General features: G+C 69.0%; 15 protein-coding genes, 1 tRNA gene and 1 pseudogene. 12 read left to right on the forward strand and 5 right to left on the reverse strand.

Annotated features, from left to right (window positions below; all coding sequences use genetic code 11):
• Positions 1 to 368: 368 nt before the first annotated feature.
• On the reverse strand, positions 369 to 2,624 hold the full coding sequence (locus tag FFS20_RS15875) for a hypothetical protein (protein WP_249356901.1): 2,256 nt from the start codon (positions 2,622 to 2,624) through the stop codon (positions 369 to 371).
• Positions 2,625 to 2,852: 228 nt separating this feature from the next.
• Here FFS20_RS15875 and FFS20_RS15880 point away from each other — a divergent pair, with 228 nt between their 5' ends.
• The gene (locus FFS20_RS15880) at positions 2,853 to 4,073 is read left to right on the forward strand and encodes a DUF6350 family protein (protein ID WP_137826782.1); all 1,221 of its coding nucleotides are present in this window, start codon (positions 2,853 to 2,855) and stop codon (positions 4,071 to 4,073) included.
• Positions 4,074 to 4,087: 14 nt separating this feature from the next.
• On the opposite strand, the gene FFS20_RS15885 is transcribed toward FFS20_RS15880, so the two are convergent.
• Positions 4,088 to 4,540, reverse strand: a complete 453-nt coding sequence (locus FFS20_RS15885; protein ID WP_137826783.1) for a hypothetical protein — start codon at positions 4,538 to 4,540, stop codon at positions 4,088 to 4,090.
• A gap of 93 nt (positions 4,541 to 4,633) precedes the next feature.
• Here FFS20_RS15885 and purN point away from each other — a divergent pair, with 93 nt between their 5' ends.
• The 4 genes from purN to FFS20_RS15905 all read left to right on the forward strand — a co-directional run bounded on the left by purN (position 4,634) and on the right by FFS20_RS15905 (position 7,587).
• On the forward strand, positions 4,634 to 5,248 hold the full coding sequence (gene purN, locus FFS20_RS15890; RefSeq protein ID WP_137826784.1) for a phosphoribosylglycinamide formyltransferase: 615 nt from the start codon (positions 4,634 to 4,636) through the stop codon (positions 5,246 to 5,248).
• A 44-nt stretch (positions 5,249 to 5,292) separates the two neighbouring features.
• A complete protein-coding gene (gene purH, locus FFS20_RS15895; RefSeq protein WP_212743362.1) occupies positions 5,293 to 6,840 on the forward strand; it encodes a bifunctional phosphoribosylaminoimidazolecarboxamide formyltransferase/IMP cyclohydrolase in 1,548 nt (515 codons plus the stop codon).
• Positions 6,797 to 7,183 (forward strand): hypothetical protein, encoded by a 387-nt coding sequence (locus FFS20_RS15900; protein WP_249356902.1) that lies wholly within the window; start codon positions 6,797 to 6,799, stop codon positions 7,181 to 7,183. Before purH ends, FFS20_RS15900 begins: the two co-directional genes overlap by 44 nt.
• A gap of 221 nt (positions 7,184 to 7,404) precedes the next feature.
• Positions 7,405 to 7,587, forward strand: coding sequence for an antitoxin (locus FFS20_RS15905; protein ID WP_137826786.1), 183 nt, complete (start codon positions 7,405 to 7,407; stop codon positions 7,585 to 7,587).
• 130 nt (positions 7,588 to 7,717) lie between these two features.
• Here the strand turns inward: FFS20_RS15905 and FFS20_RS15910 are convergent, their stop codons facing one another.
• Both FFS20_RS15910 and FFS20_RS15915 read right to left on the reverse strand, forming a co-directional pair.
• Complete coding sequence (locus FFS20_RS15910) at positions 7,718 to 10,252, reverse strand: UvrD-helicase domain-containing protein (protein WP_249356903.1); 2,535 nt, start codon at positions 10,250 to 10,252, stop codon at positions 7,718 to 7,720.
• Between the two features lie 132 nt (positions 10,253 to 10,384).
• Complete coding sequence (locus tag FFS20_RS15915) at positions 10,385 to 10,813, reverse strand: hypothetical protein (RefSeq protein WP_137826787.1); 429 nt, start codon at positions 10,811 to 10,813, stop codon at positions 10,385 to 10,387.
• Between the two features lie 66 nt (positions 10,814 to 10,879).
• Between FFS20_RS15915 and FFS20_RS15920 the strand changes: the two genes are divergently transcribed.
• From FFS20_RS15920 to pth, 6 genes are all read left to right on the forward strand, one after another.
• Positions 10,880 to 10,951 (forward strand) — tRNA-Gln (locus FFS20_RS15920).
• A gap of 34 nt (positions 10,952 to 10,985) precedes the next feature.
• Positions 10,986 to 12,443: a bifunctional UDP-N-acetylglucosamine diphosphorylase/glucosamine-1-phosphate N-acetyltransferase GlmU gene (gene glmU / locus FFS20_RS15925; protein ID WP_137826788.1), complete on the forward strand. Its 1,458-nt coding sequence runs from the start codon at positions 10,986 to 10,988 to the stop codon at positions 12,441 to 12,443.
• Entirely contained in the window at positions 12,436 to 13,407 is a 972-nt protein-coding gene (locus FFS20_RS15930; protein ID WP_137826789.1) for a ribose-phosphate diphosphokinase, read from the forward strand. Before glmU ends, FFS20_RS15930 begins: the two co-directional genes overlap by 8 nt.
• Positions 13,408 to 13,610: 203 nt before the next feature.
• Positions 13,611 to 14,663: an alpha/beta hydrolase gene (locus FFS20_RS15935; protein WP_137826794.1), complete on the forward strand. Its 1,053-nt coding sequence runs from the start codon at positions 13,611 to 13,613 to the stop codon at positions 14,661 to 14,663.
• Positions 14,664 to 14,799: 136 nt separating this feature from the next.
• Complete coding sequence (locus FFS20_RS15940; RefSeq protein ID WP_137826790.1) at positions 14,800 to 15,447, forward strand: 50S ribosomal protein L25/general stress protein Ctc; 648 nt, start codon at positions 14,800 to 14,802, stop codon at positions 15,445 to 15,447.
• Between the two features lie 221 nt (positions 15,448 to 15,668).
• Positions 15,669 to 16,271: an aminoacyl-tRNA hydrolase gene (gene pth, locus FFS20_RS15945; protein ID WP_137826795.1), complete on the forward strand. Its 603-nt coding sequence runs from the start codon at positions 15,669 to 15,671 to the stop codon at positions 16,269 to 16,271.
• A gap of 119 nt (positions 16,272 to 16,390) precedes the next feature.
• Here the strand turns inward: pth and FFS20_RS15950 are convergent, their stop codons facing one another.
• Positions 16,391 to 17,107, reverse strand: a complete 717-nt coding sequence (locus FFS20_RS15950) for a rhomboid family intramembrane serine protease (RefSeq protein WP_137826791.1) — start codon at positions 17,105 to 17,107, stop codon at positions 16,391 to 16,393.
• Positions 17,108 to 17,361: 254 nt separating this feature from the next.
• On the opposite strand from FFS20_RS15950, the pseudogene FFS20_RS15955 reads away from it, so the two are divergent.
• Positions 17,362 to 18,417 (forward strand): annotated as a pseudogene (locus FFS20_RS15955) (transcription-repair coupling factor); the annotation flags it as partial.

The following is an 18,417-nucleotide window of genomic DNA, read 5'->3' on the forward strand; positions in this document are numbered from 1 at the left end:
CAACTGGACCGCGTCGGCTTTGAACTCCGGCGTGAACGTCCTGCGATTCGTAGACATGATTCCCTGTCGTGCCTTCCTGGTAACGACTGTCTACGAGAAGTGTCACACCCCACACCGGGGACGGCCGGACCGTCGGCGTGCAGATCGCGGGTCGTCGGTTCGCCGACCGGCTCGTCATGGCCGCCGGCATGTGGTTCGAGGCTGCGGCAGGCATCCCCGCCCCGCAGCGAGCCGACATCGGGTGAGGCCCCGGTTCGGCCTCCGCCGACCGTCCTCTCGTGGTCAGCGCCTGGGCGCGCAGACGCTGAGGGCCGGGACGCCGTTGCGGGCGGTCCCGGCCCTCATCTTGGGTGACCGTCAGTGGTGGCTCAGAAGTCGAAGAATTCGACTGTGAGCTTGTCGCCTTCGATCTTCACGCTGCCGGAGACCGACAGCGGGTTGTCGTTGGAGAAGTACGAGGATCCGGCGGCCTTGCCGTCGACGCTGAAGTCGAACGAGCCGTTGGTCTCTGTGAAGAACGAACCGGTGTTCGTGTCACCCATTCCGAAGGAGGCCTTGACCTGCGGCATCTTCTTCATGGTCCACTTCGCGGTGTTGTCCTTCGCGAGGTCTTCGAGCTTGTCATCGGTGCCGCCGACGGGAATCTGAGTCGGATCGAACTTGATGAACTTGCACTTGGGCTTGATGTCCTTGTTGTCGAAGCACTTGTTCAGCTCGGCCTCGACCTGCTTCTGCACTTCCTTCTCGAAGTCAGGCGTCGGGGACAGGGCGAGGTTGAGGGTCAGAGGCGACACCTGGTCGGTGCTCGGCTGATCACCCGGGGCGTACGCCTGCGGGAAGTTCGCCGCGGCCGTGTCGGAGGCCTCGGAGACCCACTTGCTCGCCGGGATCGAGAAGTCGTAGTTGCCCGGGTAGACGGCGAACGCGGTCGTGCCTGCCTGCGCCGTGTAGTCGGTGCCGTTGATCTTCAGACCGTCGGCTGCGGGCACGTCGAGCGAGATGACGTGGAGCGCGGGACCGGTGAGCGTCCACTTGTCGAAGAAGAGGTTCTGCTTGCCGTCCTTCTTCGCGGGCAGGTCGACGTTGTACGTGCTGCCGTCGAGCTCGTAGGTGACGGTGACCTTGCCGGTGTCCCCGTCGACCTGTGAGGTCTCGACCTTGGCGTTCTCGATCTTCGCCGAGGAGGCGTCGGTGAAGTTCTTCGACAGCAGGTCCATGTTCGTGCCCTCGGGGCGCGGGGACGGGGCGATCTTCTCCGCCGCGGCGAAGTCGCCCTTGTTGAGGGCGGCCACGTAGTCCTCGGCGACGGTGTCGGGTCCGTAGTTGTTCTTGTTCACCGAGTTGATGACGAGGAACCCGACGAGCACGAGGACGAGGACGAGGAGAACCGAGCCGAGGGCGATGAAGAGGGGCAGCTTGCCCTTCTTCTTCGTCGGACGTGCCGCGGCCCGCGAGGTGGCTGTCGTGCCGCCGGCGAATCCGGGTGCCGGAGCCGGCTGCGGCAGCGCCTGCGACGATCCGGGTCCCGACCCGGTGCGCGGACCCGACCCGGTCTGGGGGCCGGAGGCGGTCTGGGGTCCGGAGCCCGTCGGGCTCTGGTACGGGTTCGTCTGACCGTAGGGACCGTTGTCGAACGAGCTGCTGCTGTACGCGTTGCCGCCGGCCTGTCCGGGCCCGGGCTGTGCCGGTCCGGGCTGGCCGGGGCCGTTCTGTGCGGGCCCGTTCTGTGCCGGGCCGAACTGGCCGGATCCAGGCTGGCCGGGGCCGGGCTGGTAGGGGCCGGGGCCGTTCTGTGCCGGACCACCCTGACCTGGACCGTTCTGCGCAGGACCGTTCTGGCCTGGACCGCCCTGACCAGGGCCGTTCGGATGCGCGGAGCTCGCGCCGAACAGGCCGCCGGCCGCGGCGGCACCGAAGGGAGCCGCACCGCTGCCCTGACGCTCACCCGGCTGGGGACCGCCGGCCTGGGGGCCGCCGGTCTGGGGGCCGCCGGTCTGGGGACCACCGTTGGGGCGGCCGTCGCCCTGCGGGCTGTTGCCCTGTGGAGCGTTCCCGGGGGAACCGTGACCTACGGCGCTGCCGTTCTGTGCGCCGAACTGCGGGGCGGACGGCTGCGCAGCGGCAGGACCGCTGGTGCCGGGGCGCTCGCCCGGTCCGGATGCCCCCTGATCCCGGGGGCCGGACCGGCCGCCGGGCGTCTGCAGCGGCGGGGCGCTGTCGCCGAAGGACGGCTCGCTGCGATCGACCGACTCCGGTCGGTTCGCGGACCCGGAACGATCGCCGGAGAAGGGGGCGTGCATCGCCACGGTGTCATCGCTCGGGGTCTGGGCCTCTGCGGGCTTCCCCGCGCCGTCTGACGTGTCCGCGCTGCCGGGCTTCTCTGTGCCGTCCGACATCGTCGCATCGTCGGACGTGCCACCGTCGGGCTTGTCAGCGGCGGCCTTGCCAGTGTCGGACGTGCCACCGTCGGGCTTGCCAGCGGCGGCCTTGCCGGCGTCATGACCGACCGACCGACCGCCGTCCGCAGCGGATTCGGCGCCCTTGGCTGACCCTGCCGGCGTGCTCGTCGCGGATTCGGCGGGGCTGCCTGCCGAGGTCGCATCTGACTTCGAGCCTGCGTTCACCGCATCTCTGTCGGCAGGCGTCGATGGGTCCTTGCTGTCTCCGGCGCCGTTGCGACCCGGGGGCTGATTGGGTGGTGGCGGAACGTTCTGTTCGTCATTCCCATTGCTCATCGCTCGCTGCTTCCTTAACTTCCGACACGCGCGTTCTGGCGCAATTGTACGTCCCTGAGATGAGTTTCGCGCGGTCAATACCGGGAAGTCGACTGTCGGTCAGCGAAAATGGAAACGATGCACACTTCTCCACATCAGAGCACCACCCGCCATCCCGTCCTCCTCGGACTGGTCGAGGCTTTCCGCCTCGACCTCATCGTCATCCCGTCGGCATTCGTCGTCGCGACGGTCTTCTGGATCGTCGGGCTGGGCGCTCAGCTCGACTACTCGATCATTCCCGAGTGGGCGTTCGCGCTGTGGGCGGTCGTCCACGGGCTGAGCGTCTCGACGATCGGGTTCGACTTCTCGCTTGCGCCCGGGCTCGTCACCCTCGGCGTGTGGCTTCTCCTCGCCGCCGGAGCGTCCCGGCTCGTCTCGACGCTCTCGGACGCCGATCCGATCCGCTCCGACGACGGAGAGGAGACTCCGTGGTGGGCGATGTGCGCGATGGCGCTCGCCGGATTCGCGCTCGCCTACGCAGGACCGCTCGTGGCCCTGTCCCTCATCGTCGGTGAGGCGACGATGACCCCGCTCGGGTTCGTCCGGCTTCTCGTGCTGCTCGTCACCGCCTTCGCCGTCGGGTATGTCCGGGCCCGCGGCGTCGTCGACATCCCGTGGTTCTCCGACCTCGATCCCGCACTGTGGCAGTCGGCCGTCGCGGTGGCCCGGCGCGTTCTCTGGGGTGCGGCATCCCTCGCCGTCGTCGTCATCGGCGCCGCCCTCGTCCTGCGCTGGTCCGACCTCGCCGAGGCGATGGGATCCTACAGCTCGCCTCTGTCGGCGGGCATCGGACTCACCGTCCTCCAGCTGCTCTTCGCCCCCGGCGCCCTGTTCGGCGCCCTGTCGTGGATCGCGGGGACCGGGGTGAGCATCGGCGCCGGCGGCGTGAGCTCCGTGTTCAGCACGGTGACCGGCCCGGTTCCGCCGGTGCCCGTCCTCGAGCTGCTCGTCGGCGAGTACCCGGTGTGGACGAAGGCCGCACCGGCCCTGCTCGTCCTCCTCGGCGTCGGCAGCGTCGTCATCGGCCGCACCCACGCCCGGGCCGTTCACGCGGCGTCGTGGACGGGACTGGCGATTGCGGTCGGGATCCTCTTCGTCATCGCCGAGACCATCGCCCTGTTCTCCCGTGGAGCGATCGGACCGCTCGGCCTGGCGGCCTTCGGACCCTCACCGCTGACCGCGGCGCTCGCCGTGTGCGGGTGGATCGGGGTGGGGCTCAGCCTCGGACTCGTGCTCACGAAGCTCTCGCACATGCAGTTCGACGACACCGTCGAGACTGCGGACCACGAGGAGTCCTGAGGCTCAGCGCCGGCTCAGTTGGAGCCGGGAAGGTCGAGCTCCTGCCCGGTGATCTGCTGGAACCAGTCGCCGAGGCCGGTCTCGTAGTCGCTCGCGCACGTCAGCTCCGCCTGCTGGGTGATCGCATCCCGGACGCACTCCTCGTACGCGGTCTGGACGGGCCAGAGGACGACGGAGGACATCGTGGAGAAGATGAGGTATATGCTCAGCAGGCCGCCGAGCACGCCGAGTGAGATGCTGCGACGCTGCTTCGCCCTGACCACGGCGATGATGTAGCGGATCGACCACACGATCGCGGCGATCGCGAAGCCGGCCGCGGCGAGCTTGAACGGCAGCGGGTAGGTGAACGTCAGCACGGCGGCGAGGACGAGGAGGACGAGGATGAGTCCGTGCCGCGCGGGCGCTGCCTGCCTCTCCTCTTCGGGAGTGGGGGCGTTCTTCTCTTCGGTGCTGTTCGGTGACGTCACCCCCACATTTTGTCACAGTCGACTGGCAAACGCCTCGGCGCGAAGCAGCGCACCCGGGACGGGCACGTGCCGACGCGTGGATAGAATGGATCCGTGCGCATCGTTCTCCTGGCCTCCGGTTCAGGCACCCTCACCCAGGCCGTCATCGACGCCTTCGCCGGGCCCGCCCGCGCCGAGGCGGGTGTCGAGATCGTCGGCATCGGCTCCGATGCGGCAACCGCCGGTGTCCTCGCCCGCGCCGAGGCGGCGGGCATCCCGACCTTCGTCGTCCGCCCCCGGGACAGCGCGACCCGGGAGGACTGGAACCGGACGCTGCGCGACACCGTCGCGGACTTCGCCCCGGACTGGGTCGTGTCCGCGGGATTCATGCGCATCCTCGGCGAGGAATTCATCTCCGCCTTCCCCAACCGCATCATCAACACCCACCCGGCACTGCTGCCCGCATTCCCCGGCGCCCACGGCGTCCGGGACGCGCTCGCGCACGGGGTCAAGGTCACCGGGGGGACCATCCACCTCGTCGACGCCGGAGTCGACACCGGGCCGATCATCACGCAGTTCGCCGTCCCCGTCCACGACGGCGACACCGAGGAGACCGTGCACGAACGCATCAAGACCCGCGAACGCGAGGAAGTCGTCCGACTGCTGGCGTTCCTCACCGCCAACGACCTCGACATCGACGGTCGCCGAGTGCGGGGCTACCGCGCATGACCGTCCGACCCGACTCCACCCACACCGCACCCCAAGGAGGATCAGTGACAGGAACCCGCGCGATCAGGAGAGCGCTCATCAGCGTCTACGACAAGACCGGTCTCGAGGAGCTCGCCCGCGGGCTCGCCGCGGCCGGGGTCGAGATCGTCTCCACAGGATCGACGGCGGCGCGCATCGCCGACGCCGGGGTCGACGTCACGAAGGTCGAGGAGCTCACCGGCTTCCCCGAGACCCTCGAAGGCCGGGTCAAGACCCTCCACCCGCGCGTGCACGCCGGGATCCTCGCCGACTCGCGCAAACCCGATCACCTCGAGCAGCTCGACGAACTCGAGATCGCACCGTTCGACCTCGTCGTCGTCAACCTCTACCCATTCGCCGACACCGTGGCCAGCGGCGCCGGCTTCGACGACTGCATCGAGCAGATCGACATCGGCGGGCCCTCGATGGTCAGGGCGGCGGCGAAGAACCACCCCACCGTCACCGTCGTCACCGACCCGGCCGACTACTCGGCGGTCGTCGATGCGGCTGCCGCCGAGGGCTTCGACGAGGGGGCCCGACGGGCCTTCGCCGCCCGCGCCTTCGCCCACACCGCGGCCTACGACTCCCAGGTCGCCGCCTGGTTCGCCGGGGAACTCGCCGCCGAGGGCGCACAGCCGGACTTCGCGGGACTGACCGGCGTCAAGCTCGCCGACCTCCGCTACGGTGAGAACCCCCATCAGGGGGCAGCCGTCTACACCGACGGCACCCGGGGGATCGCCGGTGCGAGACTGCTCGGCGGCAAGGCGATGTCGTACAACAACTACACGGACACGGATGCCGCGATCCGCGCCGCCTTCGACTTCGAGCGTCCCGCCGTGGCGATCATCAAGCACGCGAACCCGTGCGGCATCGCCGTCGCCGCCACCCCCGCCGAGGCGCACCGGGCCGCGCACGCCTCCGACCCGCTCTCGGCGTACGGGGGAGTCATCGCCGTCAACCGCGAGGTCGACGCCGCGCTCGCCGAATCGATCAAGCCGATCTTCACCGAGTGCCTCGCCGCACCGTCGTTCTCGCCCGAGGCCCTCGAGATCCTCGCCGCGAAGAAGAACCTCCGCCTCATCGAACTCGGCGACGTCGACTTCCCGGCCCGCGAGCTCACGCAGATCACCGGCGGTTTCCTCGTCCAGGACCGTGACGTCTTCCAGGCCGCCGGTGACTCCGCGGAGGCGTGGACGCTGGCGGCCGGACCGGCGGCGACGCCCGAGGTCCTCGCCGACCTCGAATTCGCGTGGAAGGCCTGCCGGGCGGTGAAGTCCAATGCGATCCTGCTCGCGAAGGACGGGGCCTCGGTCGGCGTCGGCATGGGGCAGGTCAACCGCGTCGACTCCGCGAAGCTCGCCGTCGACCGCGCCGGGGCCGAACGCGCCGCCGGGTCCGTTGCCGCCTCCGACGCGTTCTTCCCGTTCGCCGACGGCCTGGAGATCCTCCTCGACGCCGGTGTCACCGCCGTCGTCCAGCCGGGCGGATCGATCCGCGACGACGAGGTCATCGCCGCCGCCGAGGCCGCGGGTGTCTCCCTCTACCTCACGGGGAGCCGCCATTTCTTCCACTGAGCGCACCCGCACCTCTCCCCGCCATGCCCGGCGGGGGAGAGGGGCGGTCGCCAAGCGCTGGATCTACTGGAAGCGCCGGTACGCCCACCCGGTGTCGAAGGACTGGGTGCTTCTCGCGTGCCTCGTCGCCATCGTCATCGCCGCGGCCTCAGCGTTCATCGACTTCCGCCTGGCGGCCATCGTGCTCGCCGCCGTCCCGGCAGGACTCGCGATGCTGCGGGCGATGCCGGCACCCTGGGGCGAGTTCTGGGTCAACAGGTCGAAGACCGTCGACATCCTCACGTGCCTGATCTTCGCCGTCCTCCTCGTCGGCCTCGCGTTCGTCGTTCCCCAGACGCGCTGATGCCGGACACGCGCCGTTGATGGCGAGGCCGAACAGCCCTCTGACCTCTGCCGATGCCGGGCAGTCGCCCTCCGATCGGTCAAGCTACTGTAGTTGAGAGCATCGTCACTTTGTGAGGTGGCTGTGAAATCTGCCTCCCCATCTTGTCTCGGGCGCGGGAAGTGGCATCGTGGACTGCGTCAGGAGGTCCGAGAGGGCCTCTTCCGATGAAAGGAGACAGCATGGGATTTGATGACCTCACCAACAAAGCCAAGGACGCCTTGAATAGCGATAAGGGTGAAGAACTCAGCGACCAGGGCCTGGACAAGGGCGCTGACGCAGCCAACAACCTTTCCGGCGGCAAGTTCGAGGACCAGATCAACCAGGGCCGCGACGGCGCCGACGGTGCGATTGGCAACGAATGATCTTCAATCCATAGCCGCGTCCGGCATGGATGAGCGCCGAGGTGAAAGCGATTTCACCTCGGCGCTTCTTCGTGTCCGCACATCGGTGTCGCGCCCGGATGCCGCGCGCCCGGATGCCGGAGGAGTCGGCTCAGCCGAGCTTCTCGACCGGCGCGTACCGCAGCAGGAGGCGCTTCGTGCCGAGCGAGCCGAAGTCGACGACGGCGACGGTCTTGTCGCCGACGCCGTTGACCTCGGTGACGGTGCCGAGGCCGAACGATTCGTGGGAGACCTTCTCACCCACGGACACGGAGATGACTTCGCGATTGGGGCGGATGCGGTTGGGGAAGCCGCCGCCCGCCGCCGACGAGGACGACCGGCTGCTGCGCGAGGATCCGGCGCCGCGGGTCGACCCGCCGCCGTAGCTGCTGCCCGAGCTGTAGCCGCCGGAGCCGACGCCGCGTGATCCTGAGCCGAAGCCCCCGCCGCTGCCGAGCGCCGAGGAGAAGCTGCCGGTGCTCTCCCACTCGATGAGGTTCTCCGGGATCTCCGTGAGGAACCGGCTCGGCGGGTTGTACTGCGGCTGGCCCCACATGCTGCGGGTCTCGGCCCGCGTGACGATGAGCCGCTGGCGGGCCCGGGTGAGGCCGACGTAGGCGAGGCGACGCTCTTCGGAGAGCTCGCTGGGATTCTCGAAGGACCGCGCGTGCGGGAAGCCGCCGTCCTCGAGACCGGTGAGGAAGACGACGGGGAACTCGAGTCCCTTCGCCGTGTGCAGGGTCATCAGCGTGACCTGACCGAGTTCGGCGTCGGGGATCTGATCGGTGTCCGAGGCGAGGGCGACCTGCTCGAGGAAGGCGTCGATCGAGGAGGTGCCGGCCGCCTCGGCGGGGGACTCGATGTCCGCGGACTGTGCATCGGCACCGGATTCGGCGATCGCCTCGGCGGGGGCATCCTCCGGCCCGGGTGAAGCACTCGTGTCGTCGGCGTCGGTCGCCTCCACGGCTGCGGAGGGAACGGCGTCGGATTCCGCAGCCTCCTCATCATCGGCGGCGGCGATCGTGCGTGTGGCGGCGAAGTCCTCGGCCACGGCGACGAGTTCGGCGAGGTTGTCGACCCGGGACTCGTCCTGCGGGTCCGTGCTCTTCTGGAGGGATTCGAGGTACCCGCTCTGCTCGAGGATCGCCTCGATGACACGGGACACGGGAGCCGCCTCGGCGGTCGCGGAGAGATCTCTGAGCAGGTCGTAGAACTTCTGCACCGCGGTCTGCGCACGCGAGGGCAGGTGGGGGATCTCCGCGAGGCGACCGAGGGCTGCGTAGAAGCTGATGCCCTCCCGGTCGGCGAAGTCGGCGATGATGCCCTCGGTGCGGTCGCCGATCGAGCGCTTGGGCACGTTGAGGATGCGCCGGAGGTTGACGTCGTCGTCGGGGTTGGCGATGACGCGGAGGTAGGCGAGGGCGTCCTTGATCTCCCGGCGCTCGTAGAAGCGCGTGCCGCCGACGACCTTGTACGGGATGCCCGAGCGGACGAGAGCGTCCTCGATCGCCCGGGACTGGGCGTTCGTGCGGTAGAAGACGGCGAAGTCGCCGTACGTGTACGTCTCGTCATCGATGAGCTCGTCGATGCGGTCGACGACGAACCGCGCTTCGGCCTGTTCGTTCTCCGCGACCCAGCCGACGATCGGCTTGCCCCCGCCCTCGGAGGTCCACAGGCGCTTCTCCTTGCGGTCCTGATTGTTGGCGATGACGGCGTTCGCGGCGTCGAGGATGTTCTGCGTCGACCGGTAGTTCTGCTCGAGGAGGACCACCTCGGCGGCGGGGAAGTCCTTCTCGAACTCGACGATGTTGCGCACCGTCGCCCCGCGGAACGCGTAGATCGACTGGTCGGCGTCGCCGACGACGGTGAGCTCGGCACCGCCGGAGCCTCCGGCGCCGTCACCGGCCAGAGCGCGGATGAGCGCGTACTGGGCGGGGTTCGTGTCCTGGTACTCGTCGACGAGGATGTGCCGGAACCGCCGGCGGTAGTAGTCGGCGACCTCGGGGAAGGCGCCGAAGAGGTGGACGGTCTCGGCGATGAGGTCGTCGAAGTCGAAGGCGTTGGCGAGCTTGAGGCGCGCGGTGTAGCGGCGGAAGACGTCGGCGAGCACCTCGTCGGCCGGATTGTTGGGGCGGGGGACGAAGTCCTCGGCCGTCTGGAGCTCGTTCTTGAGGTTCGAGATCCGGTGGAGGATCGCCCGCGGGGCGTACTTCTTCGAATCGAGACCGAGCTCCTTGAGGATCTGCGCGACGAGGCGCTGCGCGTCCTGGGCGTCGTAGATCGTGAAGTTCGACTTCATGCCCAGCGTCTTCGCCTCGCGCCGGAGGATCCGCACGCAGGAGGAGTGGAAGGTCGAGACCCACATCGACCGCGAGGCGGGTCCGACGATCGCCGAGACGCGCTCGGCCATCTCCTTCGCGGCCTTGTTCGTGAACGTGATCGCGAGGACCTCGCCCGGGTGTGCGCGCCCGGTGGCCAGCGCGTAGGCGATGCGCCTCGTGAGCACCGTCGTCTTGCCGGAACCGGCGCCGGCGACGATGAGCAGGGGAGAGCCCGTGTGGACGACGGCTTCGCGCTGGCGGGGGTTGAGTCCCGACAGCAGTTCGTCGGCGGGCGAGGCGGCCGTGATGGAGGAGTTCTCAGTCATGTCGGAGTCCACGATACCGGTCGCCGCTGACGCGAGGGGACGCGCTCACCCTCGGCCGCTCTTCGGGCGCTGGGCAACTCGGCGCCGACTGGCTGAGCGGCTGAGCGCCCCGAAGGGGGCTGAGGACGCGGGTCAGCCGACGAAGACCGCGACGAGGACGTTGATGATCGCGAACGCGAACGTGAGATGTGCCATCGTCGCCGAGGGGTTCTTCGTCGCCACGGCTGCCCCGCCGGCACCGGATCCGGTCGTGCCGCCGGCAGCGAGTCCGCCGTTGTCGAGTCCCGCGGCGTACCGCTTCTGCTGCCGGTTGCCGATGAAGGCGAAGACCGTGACGAGGATCGCGACGACGAGCTTGATGCCGATCTTCATGTGGTTGACCTGGCCGTCACCCATCTCCGCGAGCCCGACGAGGAGGAGTCCGGTGACGAGCTGGAGGTACGAGGCATGGAGCATTCCGGGCAGCACGCGAGGGGCGCGGATGACCGTGAAATAGCCTCCCACGATGATCGCCATGCCGATAAGATGAAGGGTGAGCAGTACCTCGCGCAGAATTTCCATACCGTTCATCGTAATGGCATGATGGTGTCTCGTGAGCGCGGGCCCTGATTGACTGGCGCACGCTGTTCCGCCCTGGTGTAATGGCAGCACGCCGGCCTTTGGAGCCGTGCAGTATAGGTTCGAATCCTATGGGCGGAGCTGGCCCCATCCGACTTGCGAAGGATTCTTTTCAATGCCGCAGACCCGACCCGTAGCCGTCATCGTCCTGGCCGCCGGCCAGGGCACCCGGATGAAGTCGGCGCTGCCGAAGGTCATGCACCCCATCGGCGGTCGGTCCCTCCTCCACCACGCGATCGCCGCGGCGGCGGGGACCTCTCCCGACCACCTCGTCGTCGTCGTCCGCCACGAACGCGATCAGCTCGTCGCCCACCTCGAGGACCTCTCGATCACCTCGACGCGAACCGTCCTCGTCGCCGACCAGGATGAGGTGCCCGGCACCGGACGCGCCACCGAATGCGCGCTGACCCAGCTGCCCGCCGACCTCGACGGCACTGTCGTCGTCACCTACGGCGACGTGCCGCTGTTGACGACGGAGACGATCACCGGCCTCGTCGAGGTCCACGAAGGTGAGCGCAACGCCGTCACCGTCCTCTCCGCCGAGGTGGGCGACCCCACCGGCTACGGACGCATCGTCCGCGACGGCGCCGGCAACCTCCTGCGCATCGTCGAGCAGAAGGACGCGACCGAGGCCGAGCGCGCCATCCACGAGATCAACTCCGGCATCTACGCCTTCGACGCCGCCGCCCTGCGGACGGGCCTGTCGTCCCTGACGACCGACAACGCCCAGGGCGAGAAGTACCTCACCGACGTCGTCGCCGTCTCCCACGACGCCGGCCTGCCCGTCGCCGCGACCGCGACCGACGACCTCTGGCAGGTCGAGGGCGCGAACGACCGCGTCCAGCTCGCGCAGCTGGGCAAGGAGCTCAATCGCCGCACCTGCGAGAAGTGGATGCGCGCGGGCGTGTCGATCATCGACCCGGACACGACGTGGATCGACGTCGACGTCTCCCTCGGCCAGGACGTCACGCTCCTGCCCGGAGTCCAGCTCCTCGGCGCCACCGACATCGGGGACGGCGCAGTCGTCGGACCGGATTCGACGCTCAAGGACACCGAGGTGGGGGCCGGCGCCCAGGTCGTGCGCACGCATTCGGAACTCGCGATCGTCGGCCCCGGAGCCAGCGTCGGACCGTTCGCCTACCTGCGTCCGGGGACCAACCTCGGCGCTGACGGCAAGATCGGCACGTTCGTCGAGACGAAGAACGCGGAGATCGGACCCGGGGCGAAGGTGCCCCACCTCTCCTACGTCGGCGATGCGGAGATCGGGGAGGGCACGAACATCGGCGCCGCCTCGGTGTTCGTCAACTACGACGGCGTCGCCAAGCACCGCACGACGGTCGGCAAGCATGCACGGATGGGCTCGGACAACATGTACGTCGCCCCTGTGACGGTGGGCGACGGCGCCTACTCGGGTGCCGGCACCGTCGTGCGCAAGGATGTCCCTGCAGGGGCGCTCGCCATCAACGTGGCACCGCAGCGCAACCTGGAGGGCTGGGTTGAAGCCAATCGCCCCGGCACGCCCGCAGCGCGGGCCGCCGAGGCCGCATCCGAGGGGGAGCGGATCAGTGAATGAGATAACGACGGCGGGCGACAAGAAGCTCGTTCTGGTCAGCGGACGGGCGAACCCCGAACTCGCTGAGCAGGTCGCGGAGAACCTGGGGACGGAACTGCTCCCCACCGACATCTACAACTTCGCCAACGGCGAGATCTACGTCCGGTTCTCCGAGTCGGTGCGCGGCTGCGACGTCTTCGTCCTCCAGTCGCACAGCGCTCCCATCAACGAATGGCTGATGGAGCAGCTCATCATGGTCGACGCCCTCAAGCGCGCCTCGGCGAAGCGGATCACGGTCATCGCGCCGTTCTTCCCCTACGCCCGCCAGGACAAGAAGCACCGCGGCCGTGAGCCGATCTCCGCCCGCCTCGTCGCTGACCTCTACAAGACGGCCGGTGCGGATCGCATCATCACCGTCGACCTCCACACCGCGCAGATCCAGGGCTACTTCGACGGTCCTGTCGACCATCTCATCGCGATGCCGATCCTCGCCGGCTACGTCAAGGACAAGTACCCCGGCGACCTCGCCGTCGTCTCACCCGACGCCGGCCGCATCAAGGTCGCGGAGAACTGGTCGAACGCGCTCGGCGGGGTGCCGCTGGCCTTCATCCACAAGACCCGTGACATCACCCGGCCGAACGAGACGAAGGCCAACCGCGTCGTCGGTGAGGTCGAAGGCCGCACGTGCGTGCTCGTCGACGACATGATCGACACCGGCGGCACGATCGTCCAGGCCGCCGACGCCTGCATGGCCGCCGGTGCGAAGAACGTCATCGTCGTCTCCACCCACGCCGTCTTCTCCGGTCCCGCCGTCGAGCGCCTCGAGAACTCCGTCGCCGAGGAGGTCATCGTCACGAACACGCTGCCGCTGACCGAGGACAAGATGTTCGACAAGCTCACGGTGCTCTCGATCGCCCCGCTCATCGCCCGCGCCGTCCACGAGGTCTTCGAGGACGGGTCGGTGACGAGCCTCTTCGAGGTCTGAGCTCCCGCACCTCCGAACGCACCCCCGCCGCCGGTGGGGGTGCGTTCGCATTCACTGCCCGGTTGCTGTGGTCGGCGGGCTGCCGACGGCGCGCTGCGGTCGGCACACTGAGCTCGGCAGTGCGAGGTCGGAACAGCTGAGCGGCCGACGGTGCGCTCCGGCGTTCTACACTGAGGAGTGAGCCGAGGAAGGGAGCCGTGACGATGTCGACCCACGACTACAACCGCTACCGGGTGGATGTCGCCGGAGGCCAGCTCTCCGTCGGCGTCTGGGAGCCGATCTCCGCCGAGCCCGGGCCCGTGCCCACCGTCTGCGTCATCCACGGGATCACCTCGAACCACCTCTTCTTCGCCGGTCTCGTCCCGCTCCTGTCCGGTGTCCGCATCATCGGTCCCGACCTGCGCGGACGGGCCGACTCCCGGCTCCTCGGGGCTCCCTTCGGAATGGTCGCGCACGCCGAGGACGTGCTCGCCGCGATCACCACGTTCTCCGATTCGAGTGCCGTCACCCTCGTCGGGCATTCGATGGGAGGCTTCGTCGCGATGACCCTGGCCGGTCTGCCGGCCGCCCTGGACAGCGATGGCCGGGAGGCCGCCGAGGCGACCGTCCGCTTCCGCGGCCCCGTCCTCATCGACGGGGGACTTCCCCTCCCGCTCGCGCTGCCGGGTGCGGGGACGAGCGCGGGGTCCGCCGCTGGCTCCGACCGCGACAGCGACGACGGGCTCAACGCCGCGCTCGACACCGACGATCTCATCGCCGCGGTGCTCGGCCCGGCCGCCGAGCGGCTGTCGATGAGCTTCGACACCGTCGAGGAGTACCTCGCGTTCTTCGCCGCCCACCCCGCCTTCGCCGACGGACTCGACACGGTCGCGACGGAGAGCTTCGTCTACGACCTCGCGGCGAAGGACGACGACACGTTCCAGCCCTCGACGTCGGTCGAGGCGATGCAGGCCGACTCCGCGGACATGTACGCAGGCACGGCGTACCCCGCGGCCCTCGCGGCGGTGATGGGCGATGACGAACGTCAGGCCGACGTGACGTTCCTCTGTGCGGAACGCGACCTCGTCGCCGCCGAGCCCGGACTCTATCCGCCCGCGGTCGTCGCGAACTTCGCCGAGGAGTGGCCGCGGATGCGGATCGTCGAGGTGCCGGGCACGAACCACTACGACATCCTGCTCACCCCCGAGGGCATCGAGGCGTGTGTGAGCGCGGTGACCTCACGACTTGGAACAGCCACGGAGGGTGCCGTAGAATAGTCGGGTTGCCTCGGCGAGGGAAGCGGCTGCGCTTCCGTGATCGACGCGGTCCTGACCCACTCCTGCGGTGCCCGGCACCCGAGTGCGGCTGGCTGTTTCGCCGTGGTGCATGAGCAATCACCACGAAGGAGAGAAAATGGCTGACTTCACACTCATCGCCGAACCCCGTGACGAATTCGGCAAGGGCGCAGCACGGCGCATCCGCCGCGCCGGTCGCATCCCCGCGGTCGTCTACGGCCACGGCGGCGATCCCGTCCACGTCTCGCTCGACGGCCACGCCACGATGATGGCCCTCAAGCACGCCAACGCGCTGCTCGAGATCAAGAGCACCGACGGATCGAAGAACGTCCTCGCGATCGCCCGCGACGTCCAGATCGAGCCCGTCCGCCGCGACATCGAGCACGTCGACCTCATCATCGTCAAGCGCGGCGAGAAGATCGAGGTCGACGTTCCCGTCCACGTCATCGGCGAAGCCGCGCCCGGCACCATGGTCTCGCAGGTCGAGTCGACGCTCGCCGTCCTCGCCGACGCGACCAAGCTGCCCGAGCTCTTCGAGGTCAACGTCGAAGGCCGCCCGGCCGGTGAGCACATCCTCGCCGAGCAGGTCGAGCTGCCCGCCGGCGTCGAGCTCGTCGCCGACCCCGAGCTGCTCATCGTCAACGTCTCCGAAGAGGTCGAGATGGACACCGAGTCCGACGCCGACGAGACCACCGACGAGGAGACCACGGACGAGGAGTCGACCGACGAGGCTGCCTCCGAGGAGGAGTCCTCCGACGAGGAGTGACCCCACTGGTCTGACCGGCCGGTCTGACCGCGCTGGTCTGAGACGGACCACCGTCCCGTGAGTCGCTGATTCGGCGGGCCGCCACCGTGGCGGCCCGCCGAACTGCATAGTGTGGGACGTGTCGAGGAGAGCGGCGACGACTCCACCGTTGTGTTGACGTGAGCGCAGCTGCCGGCGCCCGGTTCGCCGAGGCGGCGGAAACGTATGAGGAGAGGACTGCGATGAGCAGCGAACCATGGCTGGTCTTCGGACTCGGCAACCCGGGGCCGGAGTACGCGGCGACCCGGCACAACATCGGTCAGATGGTCGTCGCCGACCTCGCCCGGCGGTGCGGGATCACCCTCAAGCGGACGAAGATGGCCGCGAACGCAGGCACCGGGCGGCTGCCGCACGGACGCGTGCCCGGCGTCCCCGGCCCGCGCGTCGTGCTGGCCACCTCGACGGGGTACATGAACAACTCCGGCGGCCCGGTCCGCCAGCTCGCCGACTTCTACTGCATCGACCCCGACCACATCATCGCCGTCCATGACGACGTCGACCTGCCCTTCGACACGATCAAGGCGAAGATCGGCGGGGGAGAGGGCGGCCACAACGGCCTGCGGTCGATGACCTCGGCGCTGGGCACGAAGGACTACGTGCGCATCCGCGCGGGCGTCGGCCGCCCGCCCGGACGCCAGGACACCGCCGACTACGTGCTCCGTCCCTTCTCGAAGGACGAACGCACCACGCTGCCGATCTTCGTCTCCGATGTCGCTGACGCCGTCGAGATGCTCATCATCGACGGTCTGCTGCCCGTCCAGGAGAAGTTCCACGCCCGCAGCTGAACCGGGGCTGCGCAACGGACGGACCGCCTCGGCGAGGTCGGTTCGGGTCCGCGCAGACGCCGCGCTCACGTCTCCTCGACTGCTCATGCCAGCCGGACCGTTCACGCCAGTCGGACCGCTCATGCCGTCGTGCGCGAGCCCTGCCTGCGGTGGATGAGCCACGCGGCGAGGACGCCGCCGATGAAGCCGAAGAGATGACCCTGCCAGGAGACGCCGTTGGCCTGCGGGAGCATGCCGAAGACGAGGGAGGCCCCGTAGGTGATGAAGATGAAGAACCCGATCGTGAAGTAGATGATCTTGCGGAGGACGTCGTCGGTGAACCACGTCCGCACCGCGAGGTAGCCGAAGTAGCCGAAGACGATCCCCGAGGCGCCGACGATGTACGTCCCCGGTGTCGTCGTCAGCCACGCCCCGACCCCGGCGACGACCGCGGTGATCGCGGTGACGAGCCAGAAGCGGCGGGCGCCCTCGGCAGCGATGAAGAGGCCGAGGACGAGGAACGGGAACGTGTTGGCGAGCAGATGACCGAACCCGGCGTGGAGGAGCGGGGAGGTGATGACGCCGTAGAGCGAGATCGGATTCCAGGCCTGGAGACCGAGGAGGTCGAGGTCGGCGGGCAGGATCGCATCGACGATCTCGATGATCCACATGAGCGCGAGGAGGACGAAGACCGGGGCGAATCGCGAGAGTCCGCCGCCTCGGCCGACCGCCGATCTCATGCGGTCGCGCAGGGACGGCTGGGCTCCCGCCCGGGGCTGGCCGGGGGTGGGTGAGTCGGTGCCGAAGAGGAGGCGGGACTCCTCGGCGGTGAAGCGGGGGGATTCGTCGGAGCTCATGACCCGATTATCCAAGACGAAGTTTGGAGAACACCCAGAGACACCCGTGTGCGCAGGCAATCGTGACCGTTCCGTCACTGACCGTCCAGGGTCCGGCGGCGAGGTCAGCGCCTGACCTCGCCGAGGCGGTTCGCCGGGAGCAGTGACCCTGACCTGGGCGCGGAGTGCGAGCCCGGGGTCCGACCGGCGGTGCCGCTGTGCGCCGCCGGCGAACAGCAGGGTCCCGTGTCCGTCCCGTGGCCTAGAATTGTGGGGTGCTCACCGGACTCGATCTCACGCTGCAGAACCCCGCCGTCACAGAACTCGTCGAAGCCATGGGCGACCCGGCGACGACGCACGGCACCATCGACGCGATCCGCGGACTGTGGCCCTCGATCCTGCGCCGGACGGTGACCGCGGGTGAGGCCACCTCCCCGCAGCTCATCGTCACCGCCACGACGCGTGAAGCCGAGGACCTCGCGCGGTCCCTGGCCGACTGGGTGCCCGCGGAGTCGATCGCCGTCTTCCCCAGCTGGGAGACGCTGCCGCATGAGAAGCTCTCACCCCGGTCGGACACCGTGGGCCAGCGCCTCGAGATCCTCCGCCGCCTCGCCCACCCGAAGCCCGGCCGCGGTCTCACCTTCGTCATCGCCCCCGTGCGCGCGTTCCTCCAGCCCCTGGCCAAGGGCCTCGGCGAGATCCCGCCGATCGAGGTCGCCGTCGGCGACGAGACCGACATCGAGGAGCTCTCCGCCCGCCTCACCGAACTCGCATACACGCGCGTCGACATGGTCTCCCGGCGCGGCGAATACGCGGTGCGCGGCGGCATCGTCGACATCTTCCCGCCGACGGCCGATCATGCCCTGCGCATCGAGTTCTTCGGCGACGAGGTCGATGAGATCCGCGAGTTCGCCGTCACCGATCAGCGGTCGATCCCCGCCGAGGCCGACGCCGAACCCCTGCGCCTCTCGGCACCCCCGGTTCGCGAACTCCTCCTCACCGACTCCGTGCGGGCACGGGCGGCCGAACTCGCCCCGACCCTGCCGGCGGCTGCCGACATGCTCGAGAAGATCGCCGCCGGCATCGCCGTCGAGGGCATGGAATCGCTCACCGCGGTCCTCGCCGACGGCATGGAGCCGCTCATCGCGCTCCTGCCGGCGGGCACGAAGATCATCATCGCCGAACCCGAGCGCGTGCAGGCGCGCGCCGCCGACCTCGTCGTGACGACGAATGAGTTCCTCGAAGCCGCGTGGTCGGGGGCAGCCGGCGGCGGCGAGACGCCCATCGACCTCTCCGCGGCGACGTTCCGCACGGTCGACGAGATGCGCGAG

The sequence above is a fragment of the Brevibacterium sp. 2SA genome (genome assembly GCF_005502845.1).
Classification (GTDB): Bacteria; Actinomycetota; Actinomycetes; order Actinomycetales; family Brevibacteriaceae; genus Brevibacterium.

Excerpts from the sequence above, each read along its gene's own strand:
- FFS20_RS15880 (WP_137826782.1), top strand. The coding sequence starts at position 2,853 with ATGCACACTTCTCCACATCAGAGCACCACCCGCCATCCCGTCCTCCTC.
- FFS20_RS15905 (WP_137826786.1), top strand. The coding sequence starts at position 7,405 with ATGGGATTTGATGACCTCACCAACAAAGCCAAGGACGCCTTGAATAGC.
- FFS20_RS15910 (WP_249356903.1), bottom strand. The coding sequence starts at position 10,252 with ATGACTGAGAACTCCTCCATCACGGCCGCCTCGCCCGCCGACGAACTG.
- FFS20_RS15915 (WP_137826787.1), bottom strand. The coding sequence starts at position 10,813 with ATGGAAATTCTGCGCGAGGTACTGCTCACCCTTCATCTTATCGGCATG.
- glmU (WP_137826788.1), top strand. The coding sequence starts at position 10,986 with ATGCCGCAGACCCGACCCGTAGCCGTCATCGTCCTGGCCGCCGGCCAG.
- FFS20_RS15935 (WP_137826794.1), top strand. The coding sequence starts at position 13,611 with ATGTCGACCCACGACTACAACCGCTACCGGGTGGATGTCGCCGGAGGC.
- FFS20_RS15940 (WP_137826790.1), top strand. The coding sequence starts at position 14,800 with ATGGCTGACTTCACACTCATCGCCGAACCCCGTGACGAATTCGGCAAG.
- pth (WP_137826795.1), top strand. The coding sequence starts at position 15,669 with ATGAGCAGCGAACCATGGCTGGTCTTCGGACTCGGCAACCCGGGGCCG.
- FFS20_RS15950 (WP_137826791.1), bottom strand. The coding sequence starts at position 17,107 with ATGAGCTCCGACGAATCCCCCCGCTTCACCGCCGAGGAGTCCCGCCTC.